9 protein-coding genes and 2 pseudogenes are annotated in these 19,696 nt (G+C 38.3%); 5 read left to right on the top strand and 6 right to left on the bottom strand.

All coding sequences use genetic code 11. From position 1 onward, the window contains the following. On the top strand, positions 1-72 hold a 72-nt coding region (locus H0173_RS22625; protein WP_221844930.1), incomplete at its 5' end, for an IS3 family transposase. Between the two features lie 217 nt (positions 73-289). On the opposite strand, the pseudogene H0173_RS22145 reads toward H0173_RS22625, so the two are convergent. From H0173_RS22145 to H0173_RS04195, 6 genes and pseudogenes are all read right to left on the bottom strand, one after another. After that, positions 290-1,336: pseudogene (locus H0173_RS22145) on the bottom strand (aspartate aminotransferase family protein). Positions 1,337-1,509: 173 nt separating this feature from the next. Beyond that, positions 1,510-2,258 (bottom strand): annotated as a pseudogene (locus H0173_RS04215) (glucose 1-dehydrogenase). Positions 2,259-2,506: 248 nt separating this feature from the next. After that, the gene (locus tag H0173_RS04210) at positions 2,507-4,231 is read right to left on the bottom strand and encodes a phospho-sugar mutase (protein ID WP_221844924.1); all 1,725 of its coding nucleotides are present in this window, start codon (positions 4,229-4,231) and stop codon (positions 2,507-2,509) included. A gap of 257 nt (positions 4,232-4,488) precedes the next feature. Next, complete coding sequence (locus tag H0173_RS04205) at positions 4,489-6,255, bottom strand: cohesin domain-containing protein (RefSeq protein WP_260631025.1); 1,767 nt, start codon at positions 6,253-6,255, stop codon at positions 4,489-4,491. A 152-nt stretch (positions 6,256-6,407) separates the two neighbouring features. Further along, positions 6,408-7,502 carry a response regulator gene (locus H0173_RS04200; RefSeq protein WP_221844919.1) on the bottom strand — a complete coding sequence of 365 codons (1,095 nt, stop codon included), beginning with the start codon at positions 7,500-7,502 and terminating at the stop codon, positions 6,408-6,410. Beyond that, complete coding sequence (locus H0173_RS04195; protein ID WP_221844917.1) at positions 7,496-10,537, bottom strand: hybrid sensor histidine kinase/response regulator; 3,042 nt, start codon at positions 10,535-10,537, stop codon at positions 7,496-7,498. The genes H0173_RS04200 and H0173_RS04195 overlap by 7 nt, the downstream gene beginning before the upstream one ends. A gap of 745 nt (positions 10,538-11,282) precedes the next feature. Here H0173_RS04195 and H0173_RS04190 point away from each other — a divergent pair. The 4 genes from H0173_RS04190 to H0173_RS04175 all read left to right on the top strand — a co-directional run bounded on the left by H0173_RS04190 (position 11,283) and on the right by H0173_RS04175 (position 19,363). Then, a complete protein-coding gene (locus H0173_RS04190; RefSeq protein WP_221844915.1) occupies positions 11,283-13,622 on the top strand; it encodes a cadherin-like beta sandwich domain-containing protein in 2,340 nt (779 codons plus the stop codon). A 146-nt stretch (positions 13,623-13,768) separates the two neighbouring features. Then, complete coding sequence (locus tag H0173_RS04185) at positions 13,769-15,538, top strand: dockerin type I domain-containing protein (RefSeq protein ID WP_221844912.1); 1,770 nt, start codon at positions 13,769-13,771, stop codon at positions 15,536-15,538. A gap of 17 nt (positions 15,539-15,555) precedes the next feature. Beyond that, positions 15,556-16,956, top strand: a complete 1,401-nt coding sequence (locus tag H0173_RS04180; RefSeq protein WP_221844910.1) for a cohesin domain-containing protein — start codon at positions 15,556-15,558, stop codon at positions 16,954-16,956. Between the two features lie 34 nt (positions 16,957-16,990). Next, positions 16,991-19,363, top strand: coding sequence for a cadherin-like beta sandwich domain-containing protein (locus H0173_RS04175; RefSeq protein WP_221844908.1), 2,373 nt, complete (start codon positions 16,991-16,993; stop codon positions 19,361-19,363). The last annotated feature ends 333 nt before the right edge of the window (positions 19,364-19,696 follow it).

The raw sequence follows: 19,696 nt of genomic DNA, 5'->3' as shown, positions 1-19,696 counted from the left end.
TATAATAATGAAAGACTACAAAAACGATTAAATGGCCTTAGCCCAATGGAATATAGGGCTAAGGCCGCTTAAGTCACTTTTTATTATTTCCACTGTCTATTTGACAGGGGGCAGTTCATTCTCACTGCAGGGCTGTCTAAGCTAACCAAATATTATCTCTATAAAGATTAAGCATTTCACCACTATATTTACTACCTCACAAAAAGGATTCTACCAGAACTACTAACATCTAAGTATTTTATACACCCTTCCTAAACAGTCATGACACTCGCATGTTCAACTTCCTGTATTACTTCAACGATAACGTCAATTCGTCCTCGCTAATTACTAAAGGAGGAAGCAAACGAATAATATTCCCATTCGGTCCGGCTGTTATTAGGATTACCCCTTTTTCTTGACAGCGGCGAACAACATTTTGAACAAATGCAGGAAATGGCTCTTTTGAATTTTTATCTTTCACAAATTCAATCGCAACCATTGCGCCAATCCCCCTAACCTCACCAACGTATTCTGAATGAAAGGTTAGCCTGTTGCGGATTTGATCACCAATTAAATTGGACCGATCTAATAAATTTTGCTCTTCTATCATCTTTATTACATTTATCGCTGCTACACAACTTAGTGGGTTTCCCCCTAGTGTTCCGCCTAATTCTTTTACTTCAGGGGAATCCATAATTTCACTTCTGCCGCTGACAGCACTTAATGGCAGCCCTGCAGCTATTGATTTAGACATGACTGTCATATCCGCTTCTACATCAAAGTTCTCCATCGTAAACCATTTTCCCGTTCTTCCAAAGCCTGTCTGAACCTCATCTGCTATCAATAAAATCCCATATTTTACACAAATCTCATGTTAGCCTTTCATAAAATTTTCAGAAAGAATAATGAACCCTCCATCCCCCTGAATGGGTTCAATTATAAAAGCCGCAATATCATATGGATCAACATCATTTTGAAACAATTTATCAATTTGTTTTAGAGCGTTTTCATCATCCAGTTTATTGTGATAGTAATAAGGGAAAGGAGCCCTGTAACCATCAGTGGAAATCGGGCCAAACCCATTCCTAAATCCCTTCACCTTCCCTGTTAGTGTCATCGCCAACAGGGTTCTTCCATGAAATCCTCTTTCAAAGGAAATTACTGCCTTTCTTTTTGTAAACCTTTTAGCAATTTTAACTGCATTTTCTACAGCCTCTGCACCACTATTAAAAAAAAACATTTTTTTAGGAAACTCACCTAGGACTAAATTATTTATCTTCTCAGAAGAACAATTGAAATTGTTAATTGTTTCTCCTTCAAATTTTTCATAAACAAATGACTTGCAGCCTGAAATCATAAACAGGAAATAAACTAGATATCGTTTGAGGAAAAGAAAAAATTAATCAAGGGGTAATTGAGAGGAGAACTAAAGAGGTAGTACCTGCATTTCAGCAATGCAATTATAAACATCAGTATTCTACACAAAGTAAGAAAGTCCTTCATTGGGACGGGGGGACAGGTACACTGTCCCTACTCTTCATATATCATTTTTCGTGTCATTCCACCGTCTACAACGAGATTAATGCCGGTGACAAAGTCGTTTTCCTTTGATGTTAAATAGAAGCATGCCTTTGCAATGTCCTCTGGCTTTCCAACCCGCTTGGAGGGATGCTGTTCGTGGTCTATTTTTCTTAAGTCCTGAAAGTCACCAGTCTCAATCCAGCCTGGAGAGATGGCATTTACCCTTATTCTGTCATCACTAAATGACATGGCAGGGCATGGGTTAAAGCAACGATGCCGCCTTTTGAAGCTGCATAGGCTTCTGAGTTTGGTTCTGACATTAGCGCTCGTGTAGAAGCAAGATTAACGATTGCTCCACCATTACCATTCCGCTTCATATATTTTGCCGTTTCCCGAGAACAAAGAAAAACACTTAGAAGATTGGTGGAAAGAACATCATCCCACTCTTCAATTGTTAGCTCATAGGGTGACTTTCTTTTAGAAATCCCTGCATTATTTATTAGAATATCAATTTTTCCATATGTATCATTCGCTGCCCCCATAAGTCGAACAACATCTTCCTCCTTCCGGACATCCGTTTGAACAAAAATCGACTGCCCTTTCTTCGCTCTAATTTCATCAGCCACCCTATTTCCTGCCGCTTCATCAATGTCAGACAAAACGACCATGGCTCCCTGCTCCGCATAGACCTTAGCCAGCTCCTTACCAATCCCATTCCCCGCACCAGTAATCACTACCACTTGCCCTTTAAAATTCATAGGTAAACCTCCTTGAATACAGACCTTTGAGTCTACATGGGACAGAGGGATGTGTTCCTAGTCCTAGCAATGTGAAAAATCCATAATACATGATGTGTACTAAGTATACCTCAACATCATAAACCATTAGATTGTCTAGAACAGGCTAAATGATGTTGTGTTTTATGAGGGAATTTGGGACAGTGAACCTGTCCCCATGTCCCAAAAAAGCGAAGTCAGAAACTTCCCGACCTCGCCTTTTTAGATTTTTACAGGTTCTCCATAAGTGCTGTAAAAAGTTCTTTCAGATTTGCTAATCGCTCTTCGCTGCCTTGTTTAGAATCACTTCTAACCCCAAAGTAATATTTAATCTTCGGCTCCGTTCCACTTGGACGCACGCATATCCATGAACCGTCTTCAAGGAAGTATTTCATGACATTGGACTTTGGTAAATGCAGAGCTTCAGCCCCTTGGCCATTTCCAAAAGTTCTTTCCCGTTTTAAATAATCTTCTTGAGAGGCTATTTTAAGCCCGCCGATGTCCTTAATCGGCTGCTCTCTAAGCGCATCCATTGCCTGTTGTATAGCACGGACCCCTTCTGCCCCCTTCTTGGTAACAGACACTAAACCTTCCAAATAATAACCGTGACGATCATAAAGTTCATCTAATACATCAAGTAGAGATTTCCCTTTTTCCTTATAAAAAGCAGCCGCCTCAGTAATTGCAAGTAACGCCTGCAACGCATCTTTATCTCGAGCAAAATCCTTTATTAAATATCCATAGCTCTCTTCATACCCAAATAGGAACGAAAATTCGCCTGTTGCTTCATAGTTCTTGATCTTCTCGCCAATAAACTTAAAACCGGTTAACACATCTTCTGTAGATACACCATAATGCTCTCCGATTACGCGCCCTAACTCAGAAGTAACTATCGTTTTAAAAATTCGCCCATTGGCAGGAATATCACCGTTCTCGTGCATTTGAGATAATAAATACTCTATTAATATCGCACCTGTTTGATTCCCAGTCAGCAATTGATATTCATCATTTTTACGAACTGCTACCCCTACGCGATCTCCGTCAGGATCTGCCGCTAATAAAATATCCACTCCGTGCTTTTGTCCATCACGGATGGCAAGCTCAAATGCCGAAGCTTCCTCCGGATTTGGTGACTTCACTGTCGGAAACTCACCGTCTGGCTTCATTTGCTCTTCAACATAGTAAATATGCTTATAGCCTGTATGAGCAAATAAATCACGAACTGATTGTCCCGAAGCTCCATGCAGCGGAGTAAAAACTGCTCTTAATGAAGAAGCTTCCGCCATACTTGGATGTTTTTGAACCGTTAATAATTGCGCACGATAATCCTCATCTAATTCTTTGCCGATGATTTCAATCATTCCGTCTGCCTTTAATTCAGCGAACTCGCCAGAAGGAACCGCCAGCTCATCCCCCACATTGTGTACCTGCCCGATGACAGCATCAGCTTGCTCTAAATTAAGCTGTGCCCCATCTTCTCCATACACCTTATATCCGTTATATTCAGGCGGATTGTGACTAGCCGTCATCATAATTCCCATAAAAGCATTCAGCTTTCGAACAGAAAAAGATAGCTGCGGAGTTGTCCGCGGACCATCATATAAATACACCTTCACTCCGTTCCTTGCTAATGTTGCTGCCGCCTCCTGTGAAAATTGAGGTGACTTCCTTCTGCTATCAAAAGCAATAACGACACCACGTGACATGGATGCTGCGCCTGAAAGCTTTATGTACTCCGCCATTCCTTGCGTAGCTTTTCTGACAGTATACGTATTCATTCTATTCGTACCTGCGCCAATTTCCCCACGCATGCCGCCCGTTCCAAACTCTAAATCCTTGAAAAAAGCATCCTTGATGAGAGTCTCATTATCTCCAAACGTTAGTAATTCATTTTTTAATTCAGGCTCTAGGCCTTCGAATTGTAACCATCTATTATAGGACTGCTTAAAATCCAAAATAATCCCCCCTAGAATTCACTGCTCGTCATGTTCCCTTACATTATATCCCGGTTTAATTTAATCATATTTCCCTTGTATACTTCAACACCGGAGAGGATTAGCTAGGAAATAGTAATGAAGAAACAGACGGGTTCGTAGCCTAAATTGGAAACGGAACTTGATTACGCTATATTATATTCTTCATAATCTATAGCAGCTTTACCCAATTTCCCTATTTAAAAAGGGGACAGTGTACCTGTCCCCCCGTCCCATTATTAAAAGCTTTTAAAGTTTAAAAATTCATCCTGGACTACGTATTTCCCATTCCCTAGGTCGTACATACCCGGCACATAACGGTATACACGGTATTGTTCTCCCTTTTTCAATATACGAGGTAGCTTTTGGGTTTTATTGATCTTTTCCCATACGACCGTGTCTTGTAAAACCGTTACTTTTCCAATTTGACCTGGTCGCAGTTCAAGGCCCTTCCAAATTTGCTTTGTGCGTTTTGACCCTGTGGCTGCGTTTTTCACTAGCATCGATTTGGATGGAGTTTCATATTTAATCGCACCTGTCCGTTCAACCCAAACGTCCCCACCTAGTCCAAGCATCGGTGAAATTGCTTCATATGCTGGTATTGTTTGTCCTGCTTTAAGTACATCCACTTTTTTCAATCGGTTGTTAACTAATTCATATAATGGTACTGACTTCTTAGCATTTAAACAGCCGATTGCATTAGCTATATCTTTCCCGCACGCTTTTCCATCAAAGAATGCTTGAGCTCCGTCCATATAGACAATCGCAAAGGTACTGAATTTATTAACATTGAATGAGAGTCCTAATTCGCCATTGTTCTTTAATGAAATCACTTTTCCTCGTAAAACTTCCTTCGTCCCATCGCTATGTTCGATAAAAACAGTCAAATTATTAAGGACCTTTTCACGCTCATTTGCATCTGCAGGCAAGCTATCTTTTAATGGCAATACAATAGAAACTTCACGACTTTGCATATTTGTTTCAATTTCCATTGGTCTTCCCAAAACCTGAACAATTTGATTTTGTGCGATTTTATGAACTGCTTCTTCCTTCTTCGCCCGTTCTTCTACTTGCTTTTGCTGTTCCTTTGATTTGAGCGGAACAACTCGGAAGTATAAATTGTCATTGAAAGAAGAAATTGATTCTGTTGGAATCGAAATGATCGCATTGTCTGTTGCAATTTCAAGCTTCATTTTGCCATTATTTAATTCTCTTAAAGCGGACTTCGGAATCTCAACCATAACCTCAGATACTTTATCATTTGTATCTGGAATCACAATACGTGCAGTATCCACGCCTTGTTGTTTTGCTTTTTCAACTGTATCTTTGGCAATTGCTTCTGACATGGAAACATAGTCTTTAACTTTGCCGTTAGCTTCAGTTGTACGTGTAATTGGTGTTTGAGTTAAGTTTTTTCCATTTTCACCTTCTACGTCAACCTTGATTTGCTCAATATTTGCTGGCGGTTGAGATTGTTCACTCTCATTATCATTCAATACTGGAGGCGGAGTTGGAGACTGCTCCTTTTGAACGGTGATTCCCCCCGTAGAAATGGAAAATTGATTTGTAATATCTTTTGCATCACTATCTGAAATAGCCACATCCTGAAGGGTGATATTATAAGTTTTTAAAGGAGCACTTTCTTTAATTTTAAAGGTTGCATAAATAATTTCATTTTTGCCAGCGGGAATTGTCTTTCCACTTATATTACCAATTAAAACTTTCCCTGTTTCTACTTTGGAAAAAACAGAAAAACCATTCAAACCCGAACCTGATTTAACTTCTCTTAAATCTAAAGCACTTGAATCATATTTAATCTGAAACTGCATGGCTGCTACTTCCCCATTGCTTGACAATATAATCGGAAGGTTCACCGTTTCGTTAGCCTTTCCAGTTTTCGTTCCGGCAATTAATTGCCCAACATTCTCTGAAGCATGTGCTGGGGAAAGGCCAATCCCTATCGCTAAAATGACTACGATTAGACTAATTGCCCATTTCTGTATCATTTTCAATTTTCATTCTCCTTCTCTTTGAAAAATTCACTTGCATGAAATCATTTGTTTTTATTGTAGTAGTTGCATCTCGACAAATTCTCAACAATTTTCATCACAATACAACAAAAAACCCTCTCTCTATCAATAGAAAGCGGGTTTTGAAATTATCTATTTATGTCAATTAGGTTTTTCAATTTTCTATGGGACTCCTCCTTTAAAAGTTTAGATAGCTCTGTTTTGTTGTGTTCATAGATAGATAATGCTTCTCGCCCTTTTCCCTGGGAGATATACAATTCGATTAAATCAATTATATATTGCTCTTCCCAAGGCTCTATTTCGATTAGCTTTTCTAGTGCTATGAATACTTCCCTATTAACAGTTCCTGATGGCCGCACCTTGTCAATATAACCTTTTAAAATTTGTGAAACCCTTCTTTTCAGGTTTTCCCTTTCGCCAGTAGACCAAGGATAATCCTCCTCAGCTAGAAAATCTCCCTTATAGCAAGTTAACAATTTATCTATATCCTGATTTGCATCAGCTGCTTTATTTAAGAGACTGTTTAGATCTTTAACATCATAATCTAACTCGATGACAAGTGAATATCTTTCATCCTCATACTTAATTCCTTCGGGAAAGCCGCGGCTTTTTAATTCCTTGCGAAGATAATATACTGTCGTGTGCAGCATAGCCGTTTTTCTTTCCAATGATTGCTCAGGCCAAAGCTCCTCCATAATATTATCCTTATGTACAGGCTTCTGACAGTATATAAGATAGGCACAGAGTTCTTTCACTTTTTTGGTCCTCCATTTTACTAGCTCATTCCCCGATTTAAATGAAAAGTTTCCTAGAAGATGAGCTTTGAAAAAGGATTCTCCTTTAGGCAATGAATTACCTTGATTCTTTCTTTGCCGAACTCTTTCTACCGTTTTCTCCAATCTTTTTTTTTCAATAGGCTTCAGGATGTAATCTGTGGCACGCACATTAAAGGCATCAAGAGCATATTGATCATAGGCAGACACAAATACTATTTCTGTTTGCTCTGCAATCGTTTCTAATTGTTCAGCTACTTTAATTCCGTTCATTTCATTCATTTCTATATCTAAGAAAACAACATCGGGTTTTACAATTTCTATTTCCTTTAAACCGTCTAACGGATTCATAAATTTTCCCGCTATTTCTATGCCTTCTATTTCTTTTAACATGGCCTCCAATAAAGTTAATCCTAGTATTTCATCGTCTATTAATGTAGCTTTCAGCACGATTGCACCTCTCCCTGTTTTCTCCCCATTGAAACTGGATTAAGCGGAAATTTTATTTCTACAGTAGTGCCGACTCCTTCCACACTATAATAGTGAATGGAAGCATCCTCATAATACTTTAACCGTCTTATAATATTATGAATAGCCACTCCTTGTCTTTCATTCTGTTCCCCTGATATCAGTTGGTGTATCTCTTCTTGGGATAAGCCTTTTCCATTGTCGGTAATCTGAATAATAGCCATTCCCTTTTCCTCTTTCACGCTCAGGGTTACCTTTCCGCCAGCATGCTTTTGACTTAGGCCATGAAGAATGGCATTTTCTACGATGGGCTGCAGCAATAATGGCGGAATCAAACTGTTTATTTCCGCCTCCATTCTAATTTCCCAATTTAGCTGATTCGGAAACCGCACCCTGTGAATATTAACATAGGATTGCACAAGTGAAAGTTCCTTTTCCAGCGGCACAAGCATATTCGTATTCTCAAATGAAAAGCTTCCTCTTAAGAACTGAGCAAAATCCGTAATCATGGAACGGGCTTTATCCAAATCTATGTAGCTCAGTGAGAGGATGGAATTTAGTACATTATAAATAAAGTGCGGCTTAATCTGAGCCTGTAAAAAGGCCATTTCCATCTTCGTTGCAGTCTGTGCAGATTCCTTCATTAATAAAAGGTTCCGAATTCTCGTCTTTAACTCAGAAGAATCTAGTGGCTTATGAAGAAAATCATTGGCACCTGATTGAAATGCAGCAACCATATCCTCTGGGCGAACGGCTGCGGTTAGCATGAGGACCGGAAGCTCAGAAGGAAGATAGGATTTCCTTAACAGCTTACAGACTTCATACCCCGACATTCCAGGCATCATAATATCTAAGATCATTATGTCTGCATCTCGATGTTTTTGTAATTGACTCAATACTGCCTCGCCGCTGTCAACTGCGATAATGAAGTATTCCTCATCTGCTAATGTATCAATTAACACTTTTAGATTGACATGATCATCATCTGCCACAATAATCTTTTTCTTGCCGGTTTTCTCCACTACATATGGAATGGCTAATTGAAGGGAGAGCTGATCTCTCTTCTCCTTTTCGGATGTCTTTCTTCCCGACTTAGGAAGTGTAATAAAAAAGCTAGTACCTTCTCCAACCGTTGATTGAACAGAGATGGAGCCACCTAGCAGATCTACAAGCTCCTTCGTTACACTAAGCCCTAACCCTGTACCGCCAACTGAATTTTCAAATTGCCGAAATGGTTCAAATAAGGTCCCCATATTATCAGGAGGAATCCCTACACCAGTGTCGCTAATTTGGATCACAATACTTTCTCCTTGTGCATAGCTGCTTATTTCTACATAGCCGTGTGATGTGTATTTAATCGCATTCTCAATCACGTTGTATAATATTTGTCTAAGTCTTTCCTCATCTGCAAGAACTGTCTGGCCACGTTCAATTTTATTAAAAATCTTTACTTCCTTTTTCAACATATAAGCAAATGTTTCAACAATCATATGTGTGGATGAAAATAAATCAACTGCAGTTATATGAAGCTTTAGTTCGCGTTCCTTTAATTTTGAAAAGTCTAAAATATCATTAACTAGAAGAGACAAACGCCTTGCAATATTAACAATTAACGTCATCTTTTCCCTCTGCTCATCTGTCAAAGCGTCTGTCCTTTTATCCAGCAGGGATTGTGAAATAGAGATGATCCCATGCAGAGGCGTTCGAAATTCGTGAGAGGTCTTCGCTAGTACCTCATCCTTTAATTTATCTACCTTCATTAATGCCGTTGTTAATTCCTCTTTTTCTAAATAGGAATCTGTAAATCGGCCGGAGATAAACAAGGACAGCATAGCTAAACAAATAAACGGCAGCAAAGGCGGCAGAAGGGTAAGCTCCACATTTACCATGACATTTAGTGTGCCAACAATGAAATAAACAAATATGGCCATTGAACTCATTAAAAGATAAATGGCCCCTTTAGCACGCCTATTGATGGCAATAATTTCGATATAAAAAATAAAAACGAACACTAGAAAAATATAGATAGAGTAATAGATTTGCAAGGTAGAATTAATAGATACAGGCAGTAGAGACGTGAAGCTCAGCGTAATGCCTGTTATGTATAATGCTTTTGCAATTTTTCTGTGGGCAAAATCTTTCATTTCTTGATAGAAATACAACAGCATAAATAGACCGATAATAATGCTGGAAATAGATTGCAGTCTCTCAAAGATTTCATATGGAGTATTGGGAAAAACAGAAAGAAAAACTTTCTCCCCGTGGCATAACGTATATAAAGCATTGGCAAAACAAAACAAAGCAAAGTACAACTGCTCAATCCTAATTCTCGCATGAAAATAAGTCCCTAAAAAATAAATAAACATAGTTGAAAAAGCTGCAATGGTTACCCAATCATAAGCAAGAGCGTTTTCCCTCATGGATCCAATCCCTGCTTGGTCCCCGAAAAAGATGGAACTAATAATTCCCCCTCCAGAGGCATAATCAAAATTAGCCACATGCACAAGTACTTCAATTTCTTTACCCTTAGGGGAAAAATACGCAACATAAGGGATATTATGCTGTACATAGGTTCGCTTCTCATCCGGCATCCCACTCTGTCCCACCAGTTTCCCATCCACGTAAACTGTGTTTGACATGCGAATATTGCTTGTCTTAACACCAAAGATTTGATTAGGATGACTGACTAAAATTTTCAGCCGATATGTACCTTTCATATGCCTAGGAACTTCCTTCCCTTCTAGGCTGTAATTTTTCCACAGGGATGGCACGGGAACTGTATGAACATTCTGTTGATCAAACTCCTCAGGTTTAACAAGCTTGCCCGGAACAAACTCCCACTCCCCGTCCAACTTAATTGGTCCAAGTTCTGTTAATTCGTATTGGCGCAAGTCTAAAACTCCATCGATAGCCTTAACCTCAATGACTTTATCCTGATGAAAAAAATATTGATAACCGCTTAATGCAATAAGTAAAATAACAATCAAAATTAAGAACTTATAGTGCTTTATGTTCATATATACTTCCTAACCATGGCGGGAAACACGGGGACAGTTCTTTTGCTTCCTTACCATACATATTTAAAAATGATGTTTCTCACCGAACTCTAGGTCGATATTTTGATTTTATGTCCATTCGGGGTGGCTATCAATAACTTTCGGTATCTAGGATAGTTTATTTTTTTACTCCTGAGGAAAAAGCGTGGGTGCGGTTTTTTTGCTTCCTCTGTTAAGAATTTGTTGAGAATCAGGTGCTAGGCTACTAGTAAAGAATTCCTAAAAGTCTATTGTATTCCAATAATGCAGGAATTTTTATTGAGAATATATTCAGAGGATGTGAAAGAATAAAGACTCGTTGCCCATTGATCAAACAAAGCTGCCCCAGTATTCAGGTGATGCTTACAATTACGATAACTAAGTTATTAAAGGGTAACGCCGACGCAGATGGCGATGTCGACATCAACTTTTACTGGCAACTAGTAGCCAAACTAAAAAAAGCTATATCTAATGCACAAGCAAAATGGAATGCAGACCTAAATGACGTTAATAAAATTCCCCTTAGTGAATAGTTGGAATTGCCAACTTGTTACTGAATAACACTTTTCCTGAGATTTAAGGGGAAACCAGAGGGACAGGGTTCCTCCTTCCCTCTGCTTTAAACTGTAGGGGCTACAGAATAACCCAGGACCAACATTCACCGCTTTTCTGAGGAATTATTAATTAGAAATTGTTTTATTATTACAATGTTTAGAGGGAGATTGATATGAGAAAAGGAAAGTCATCTTGGAAAGTGGTAATATGGTTGACTTTGTTTAGTATAGTCTTAACTATTGTCACACCAGTACAATTATTTTTTGACTCAACATCAGCTTACGCAGCAACGACACCGCTGAGTGAGGACTTTGATAGCGTATCGACAGGAACAGGCATTTCATCACCTCAGATCATAAATGATTGGACGTTTAGTATGGTTAGTACCGTTGGGGGGGCGCCTAGGACTCAAATCAGAAAGGTAAGTCCTAATTTTACGAATGACTTGTTATTTTTGGGGAATTTTCAGGCTTCAGCAAGTGAGTACGGTCGTGTTCAGTCCAACACAGGCGCATTCAAGCTTAATTCATTTCAGGTCATCGAACGGAATAGTACCCCAAATAACTATCGAATAGTAGGATATCTTATAGGAAACCTGGTAGATGGGGCTGAAAAGACCTTTAGTCCCCCAACAGGTAGTTTTTACACAGTAGATGTATCAAATGATCCTGCTTGGCAAAATATTGATGAGTTTCGAATTTATGCGAATGAAACAATTAAGCTGGATTTTGACGATTTAATTGTTTCTGAACCAGTTGTTGCAGACTCAACAGCACCAACTGCAGGAAACGGCGGTGAGATTTCTTCAGCAGACATTACTGCATCAGGTGCGAAATTGATCTGGGCAAAGGCAACTGATGGCATTACAGCTCAAAGTGACTTAGAATATCAAGTCTATCAATCTGATAGCAATAATATTGATACCATTTCAAATATTGAAGAAAACGGGATATTGTTAGGAAGTGGATTTACGAAAGATATCTCAAGCTTTGATGTTACTAGCCTATCCCCAAACACAACCTATTATTTTAACGTAATCGTTAAAGATCAGTCCGGGAATAAAAGTGCTTATTCAATGAAACAGGTAACAACCCATAGTGAGGTGTCTGTACCCGGTATCATCGTAACCATTGGCAATGTTAAAATTGGCAAAGGACTTACAGGAGAAATTCCAGTTTCAATCAATACCCCTCCTACAGGAATAGGGTCATATGGAATTCAAATAGATTATGACCCTGCTGTTCTAGAAATATTGAAGATTATTCCGAATAGTCCTGATGATTTAGGCTTTTACTCAAATATTCCAAAGGAAGAAAATTGGTTTAAAGCTGGATGGGTTGATATTTTTGATGAGGATTCCCTCATAACGAATGAAACAGAGTTATTTAAGATTAAAGTTAAGGTTAAACTCGGTGCTGAACTAGGGAATTCTTTCATGACTGTTGATAAAAGTAAAAAAGAAAACCTTAATTTTAATGATTTTGATATAAAAGATATCCATTCAGATGTAATAAATGGTGCTGTCCAAGTCGTGAACAGCTATAATGTACATTTTGAAGTTGACGGTGGCAGTTCAATCGATTCTCAACTTATTCAGGAAGATAGAAAAGTAAGTAAACCAGAAGATCCAATAAAAGAAGGGTATTCTTTTGCCGGCTGGTACAAAGATAATGAATACACAACAGAGTTTGATTTTAATACTGCCGTAAACGGTGATATTACCTTGTACGCAAAATGGGAAAATGAGAGAAGCTCGGATGCAGCCTTATCGAATTTAACAATTTCACCATTTGCATTTACAGAGCCTTTTGCATCAGATAAAGAAAATTATTTTGCAGCTGTTCCATATGGCACTGAAAAAGTGAACGTTCATGCAACCGCAACAGATCCGAATGCATCAATTAGCATTAATAATATAAATTCAGAAAGTCAGGAAGTAACCCTTGATCCCGATGGTTCGACTACTATTTCTGTATTAGTGACCGCTGCGAATGGAACCAAAAAAACCTACACAATTACTGTAAACGAAACAGCTTATGAAGCAAGCTCCAATGCCGATCTAAGTGCATTAAGCTTTTCAGACCAAATTAGTTTAACTGAATTCTTTGATAAAGAGAAATTAAATTACGAAGCAAATATAACCCAGCCCCCTGCAGGCCCAGTAACACTCACAGCAACAAAGTCAGACAGCAAAGCTCAGGTAGCTTATAAACTAAATGACGAACAATCTACAGACACATTAGAGTTAAGCCCAGGTAAAAATAAAGTCGAAGTAATTGTTACTGCAGAAGATGGAACAGTAAAAACATATACTGTCATGATAACAGTTGGGCTCAAAGGAGATGCCGATGTCGATGGGGATGTCGATATTTTCGATTGGCAAGAAACCGCACGCTTTATTTTAAATAAAAAGAAGCCAAGCTCTCAAGCGAAATGGAATGCAGATATAAACCATGACAATAACGTAGGCATTGGCGACTGGGTGTTAATTGCAAATATGCTATTAAATTAAAAATTTTAAAGAAAGCTAACTCCGCATTTTTTTGGGAGTTAGTTTTTTGTTTTTTGTCGTCTTATGTCTATTTGTGCAGAATTTGTTGAGAATGAGTTGCTAAACTACTAGTAAGAAATACCTAAAAGTATAAAGGATGTGAGAAAGTGAGGAAAACTTTATTTCCTTTCGTGAAGAGAGGATTTCTAGCAATGACATGCGGAGCATTAGTTTCAACCATTTTGTTAGGAAATATAGAGGGAAGCGATATAAAATATGCTGAAAATATAACCCCCCCGCCGAATATCACATTTGCTCCTAATATGGAATGGGCAAAGTCAAAGCTTGCTGTCAATGATGACACAATAAGTATTGATTTACACGGGCATTTTCAAATCGCAGGAAGCTTAAGCATAGTCCATGCAGATTCCAGTAACAATGGAGCCGCTGCTGTTGAAATGAGCGGACAAAACCTTCACCTAATCGTTCATTCTAGTGGAAAATCCACCATTAAAATTGAGGCAGAAAATTCAGCGGGAAACACTATAATCGAAACATTCCATATCCAAGTTGATAGAATGGGCGACGGAGATGGGGATGGTGTGATCACCTCTGCTGATATTCTATTTATTAATCAGATTATTAGTGGAAGAATAACAGTTAGTGAGGAAGAAAAGATTAAATATGATATTGATAAAGATGGCGCCATTACTCGTAATGATGCGATCAAATTAAAGGATATTTTTCTTGCTGGTCCAAATTATCAACCAAGCTTTGATGAATATTATATTAAGCTTGAAGATATAAATGACGCTCCCGTCGCACAAAATGCGAAGGTTAATGGGACAAGCAGAGTTGGCGAAGTAGTAACTGGCTCTTACCAGTATAGCGATATAGAAAGCGACCCTGAAGGACATAGCCTGTTCCAATGGTATCGCGGATCAAACGCTGATGGTTCTGATAAGGAACAAATTAGTGGAGCAACGCAACTGACATACACATTAACAGACTTAGATAAAGACAAATACGTATTTTTTGAAGTGACACCTATTGCAAGCAAAGGAATAAAACAAGGGAAAACAGTCATCAGTGCAGCAAGCAATCTCATTACAGCTGTTCAGTCTACCCCTCTGATCTTAGAGTCATTATCACCACAGGATGATCAGGTTGAAGCGAGTCATACCGATGATTTTACAATTACTTTTAATAAAAATGTGACTCCGACAAATAAGCTGATCAAAATCGTGAAAACTGGCAATGTCATAGCCCAGTATCATGCTAATGACACACAGTATGTGTTTATCGATCAAAACAAAGTAACGATTAAAAATCCTGGTCTTGCCCATAACAGCCAATATTCGATTGTAATTGAACCTGGAGCTTTTGCAGATGAGGATGGATCGGAATTTATCGGGTTTTCAGATGATAGCGGCTGGAATTTTAAAACAGTGAATCCGGTACCTAATTTATTGATCTCCGAATTCTTGAATGGCGGAAATAATGAGACGGGGATTGAGGTTTATCTCCCAGAAACAAGCGGAATCTGGGTACCTTCTAATTATAAATTGGAGGTTCATCAATATAATCCATCAAAGGGAAATAAGAGTGTTGTTTCCATCATGCTACTCAAAGGCGGAATGAATATTACTATTGATGGCCGTTTTTACGAGCTTATGGATAAAACAAATGCACCATACTTTAATCATGAATATTATTTTGACGAAGTCATTACCGCATTAGTGTTAAAGGATGAAGCAGGTAACGTGATCGACCTTGTCGGAAATCCAAGCGGAACGACTGATATTTTGCCAAAGGGACAAACAATGGTACGTAAATCAGGTATTAAAGCCGGAAATAAACAATATCACACTAATGAGTGGGAATCGCATTCAGGCAGTCAATTATTCAATTATTTTGGCAGTCATACTTTGGAATAAATGAGGTGAAGCCTAAGATGTCTTTTCATAAATATGCAAAATGTCTTCTAGCTATTTTGCTGATAAGTGTTGGTTTAAGTCAATCCCCCTTCAAAGCCTTAGCGATAAACAATAATTCTATGGAAGTATTCATTGGCAGTGGCCATGTACAAACATACGAACAAGTTACCGTTCCAGTAGCTCTTCATAACGTTAGTAAAAATGTTGCCGCCTATAATATGCAGCTAGATTTTAATCCGGCGGATGTAGAGGTAATAGCTGTAACCCCAAACTACGGAACAAGTGGGAGCCAATGCTATAACAGCGATTCCTCCTGTTTTGACTCCCGCTATAGTAACAATGAGGGGTGGATTCGTGCTATGTGGGTAGATGAGTCAGGAGGAAACAACCTGATTTCAGCGGATACACAGCTTTTTGAAGTAACCTTAAAGGTCAAAAATGGACATGTAAGCCAACCGCTCACAATTGATTCAACAAAAGCTGCAAACCTACTATTCACAGATGATGAGATTAATCCAATCTCTGTGGCAGTTAAAAATGAGGAACCGTCAGTGAATAAAGGTCTATACATGGAAAGCCAGGCTGTTCAAGCGGGACAAACCATTACCGTTCCTCTTTTATTAGAAAGTGATATAAAACCTGTAGCTTTACAGTTTGACGTTCAATCTTCTTCTGCCCTTGCGTTTAAAGGAGTACAAAATTCGATTATAAATAATGAGCTAACAATTGAGTCACATATGCAAAGTAATGGAATAACCAGGGTTCTTGTTGGAAGTTCGAGTAATAAGGAGATTGAAAATGGCGAAGTGGCGATTTTGCAATTTGAAGTTGACGACAACCTTTCAAGTGATGAAATACTTCAAGCAACCTTAAATAAAATTAAAATGGCAGATAAATCGGGTCTGGAAAAGAATTACTCCGAACAGTCAGCGACTTTTACGATTAAGAAAAATACTAATGCAAATTTAAGCCAACTCTCTCTGTCAGGCGTTGTTTTCAATGAGAAGTTTTCACCAAATACATTAACGTATTCTAGTAAACTTCTTACCCCGCCGAATGAACCTATTGAAATAACAGCAATCAAGGCAGACAACAAGGCAACAATTAGTTATAAGTTAAACGATACATCCGCTTCTGAAGCGATTATTCCTGTTCCAGGAAAAAATAAAATTGACATTATCGTTACTGCTGAAGATGGTACAAAAACGACCTATACAGTTAACCTTATAGTCGGCCTTAAAGGCGATGCAGACGTGAATGGAAAAATAGATTTGAATGACTGGGTCGCCATGTCACATTTTATCGTCGGGAAAAAGACACCAAGTGTACAAGCCAAATGGAATTCTGACCTTAATGATGATGGGGAAATTTCCTTAGGGGATTGGGTTTCGTTGGCTAATAGATTGTTAGAGCAATAGATAGAAAGACACTAAACTAGAATGGAAGATGAGAATGAAACAAAGTAAATTATTGATTTGCATAGCAATTATGATGATGGTTTTAGGGATGATACCGCAAAAACCGGTTGAAGCAGTGGAGGGGGAAACGCCTGCCGATTTTACCTCATTAGAATCTGACTGTTATGATCATAATAAAAAGAAACCTATGAATCCATGTACTTCAGGGGATTGGCAATTTTCAATAATAGACATGAATGGATCTTTAACTATGGATGGTACCACTATAGGTCCTAGTTCTTTTAATAATGGGATTATGTTAGAAGGTGAACCTTTTGTAGGTAAATCAATTGCCTCCATTAAATCAGCTAAAGGTGCATTTAAATTAAATGCATTCACCATTAATAACTTTCAGTTTAATAATATCAATGACTTAATAGTAACAGGGTACAAGGATAATACCTTTGTTCCAGGAGCTGAAAAAACATTAAAAATACCTGAAAATTCTTCTGGTACAAAGGTTACCTTTAATGAAAATACATGGAATAATATTGATGAACTAAGAATTAGTCTGAAAGATGAAGAAGCATATATGTTATCAATTGATATCCTAAATATTGATGTGGATGATCCAATTGTTCCGGTTGTTCCGGTTGATCCACCAATGCCATTGGAAAAAGTTCTAACTCCTAGTTTAGCCCTATCAGTAGCTGCGGAATGGACAGCAGTAACCCATGCAACTGGTTATAATGTGCAATTGTATAAAAACGGTACTCCAATAGGGTCTAGCATCGATACAATTGAATCAAACATTAACTTAATTAATGAAATTCAAAGTGCGGGACCTGGACTATACAAAGTAACTGTTCAGGCAAAAGGAAATGGTACGACATACACCGATGGGCCAGTTTCAGAGGCTTCAAATGAAATAGAAATTATAAAGCTGCCTATAGTTAGCAATTTATCATGGAAGGGCAATATCGCCAAATGGACTGATGGCGGCGCTGGCCCTTATATTGTTCAGTTATATAAAAATGGCGTTCCTATAGGACAAGCAGTGAATTCGTCACAGAAAAGCTATGATTTCTCTTCAGTTATTACTAGTGAGGGTCTTGGATCCTATACATTTACGGTAATTGATAAAGGCAATGGCACATGGATTCTAGATAGCGACCCATCAGATGCATCCGGTACGAATAATATTACAGCAGGAAAATTAAACATAATCGATAAAACAGCCCAAGCTGGAGAAGCAGTTGATATTCCAGTTGTTTTATCCAACGGAAACGAGCCTGTAGCGATTAAATTTAACATTGGTTTCGATACCAATAATTTAGAGTTTATCGGAATCAAAAATTCCACCGTTCATAATACAGGGTTAATCTTAGGCAATTCGGATCCACAAGAAAACGGTGATATCCTTACTCTTGGGGGAACGTCAAACAATGCATCTATCACTGATGGTGAGGTTGCTGTATTAGAATTTAAGGTAAAAGATGGGGTTGCTGGAGGACAAGATGCTCTAGTAAATTTATCTGGAATTGAAGTTTCAGATATTAACGGTAAAGCTAGTCAATACTCGAACAGCTCAGCAAAAATTTCAATCGAAAAAAATAATAATGCAGATTTAAGAGGACTAACCCTATCGGAAGGTCTAATATTAAATGAGACTTTTAATAAGGATAACCTAAATTACACGGTTACAATCCCTAGAGATATGCAGTTAACTAGTTTCACTGTCACTCCAATAGTCGATTATAGCAGGTCAACTATTACAGGTAATGGAAATGCACTTACAAACAGTCAGACAAGCTTCCCGGTAATTTTTGATGGGATCAACACAGAGGTCACAATTGTGGTTACATCAGAGAGTGGCAATTCAAGCAAAACTTATACGATTTCAGTTACAAAAGAAGCCCCAAAGAGCTCAGATGCAAATTTAGGCCATCTATCACTTAATGATCAAGAGACACCTATTGTAGACTTTTCAAATGGCCTTGCTAATGGAGAAACAACCTTTACCTATGCTTTGAATAATCCAACAAGGTATGAAGTAGATGTTAAAGGATTCCAATCAGATATGAAAGCGACAATGGCTTTAAAGGTAAATGGGGTTGTTGTTCCATCTCCTCCTTCTGTAACACTAAAGCCCGGATTAAACAAAATCGAAGTGACAGTAGCTGCGGAAGATGGGGTAACAGTAAAAACCTATACTGTTTTTGTAACCCTTGGGTTAAAAGGTGACGCAGATTTAGATGGAGATGTAGATATTAACGATTGGCAATTGGTTGCGAGATTTATACTGCATAAGTCCACTCCGAATGCACAAGCAAAATGGAACTCCGATTTGAATGACAATGGTGAGATATCGATTAACGATTGGGTAGGCATTGCCAATATGCTGCTCGATAACAATAATTTAAATTAAAATAAATATGGTTCAGGGAAGCAAGATGGCCCTTGCTCCCCTTTTCCTTTATCAGCTTCATGCACTGAGAATTTATGTGTTTCTAATTAATACACAAGAATTAGGATTGCTCTCCCTTTATCCCTTCTGCAGGTTAACCCAAAAAGCACAGCATTAACCATGCTTCCTTCACCTAAGCGGATATCTTAGAACAAGCTGTTTCGTTCTATTAGACTTTAACGTTTAGAGACCTTTTGAAAGTTAGGTCTTTTCTTTGTATCAGCCAGTTCAATTGGGCTTTCATCCACGCTATTTTTATTTATAAAACTGAAACGATTGCTCTTATTTCAAAAT

The organism is Bacillus sp. S/N-304-OC-R1, assembly GCF_019749375.1.
Lineage (GTDB): Bacteria > Bacillota > Bacilli > Bacillales > Cytobacillaceae > Cytobacillus.
Note: the sequence above shows the minus strand (reverse complement) of the source record. Positions and strands in the feature narration are given on the sequence as shown.

What these genes read in the sequence shown, in the direction of transcription:
- H0173_RS04195 (WP_221844917.1), bottom strand. Translation starts at nt 10,537, where the DNA reads ATGAACATAAAGCACTATAAGTTCTTAATTTTGATTGTTATTTTACTT.
- H0173_RS04180 (WP_221844910.1), top strand. Translation starts at nt 15,556, where the DNA reads ATGTCTTTTCATAAATATGCAAAATGTCTTCTAGCTATTTTGCTGATA.
- H0173_RS04205 (WP_260631025.1), bottom strand. Translation starts at nt 6,255, where the DNA reads ATGATACAGAAATGGGCAATTAGTCTAATCGTAGTCATTTTAGCGATA.
- H0173_RS04190 (WP_221844915.1), top strand. Translation starts at nt 11,283, where the DNA reads ATGAGAAAAGGAAAGTCATCTTGGAAAGTGGTAATATGGTTGACTTTG.
- H0173_RS04175 (WP_221844908.1), top strand. Translation starts at nt 16,991, where the DNA reads ATGAAACAAAGTAAATTATTGATTTGCATAGCAATTATGATGATGGTT.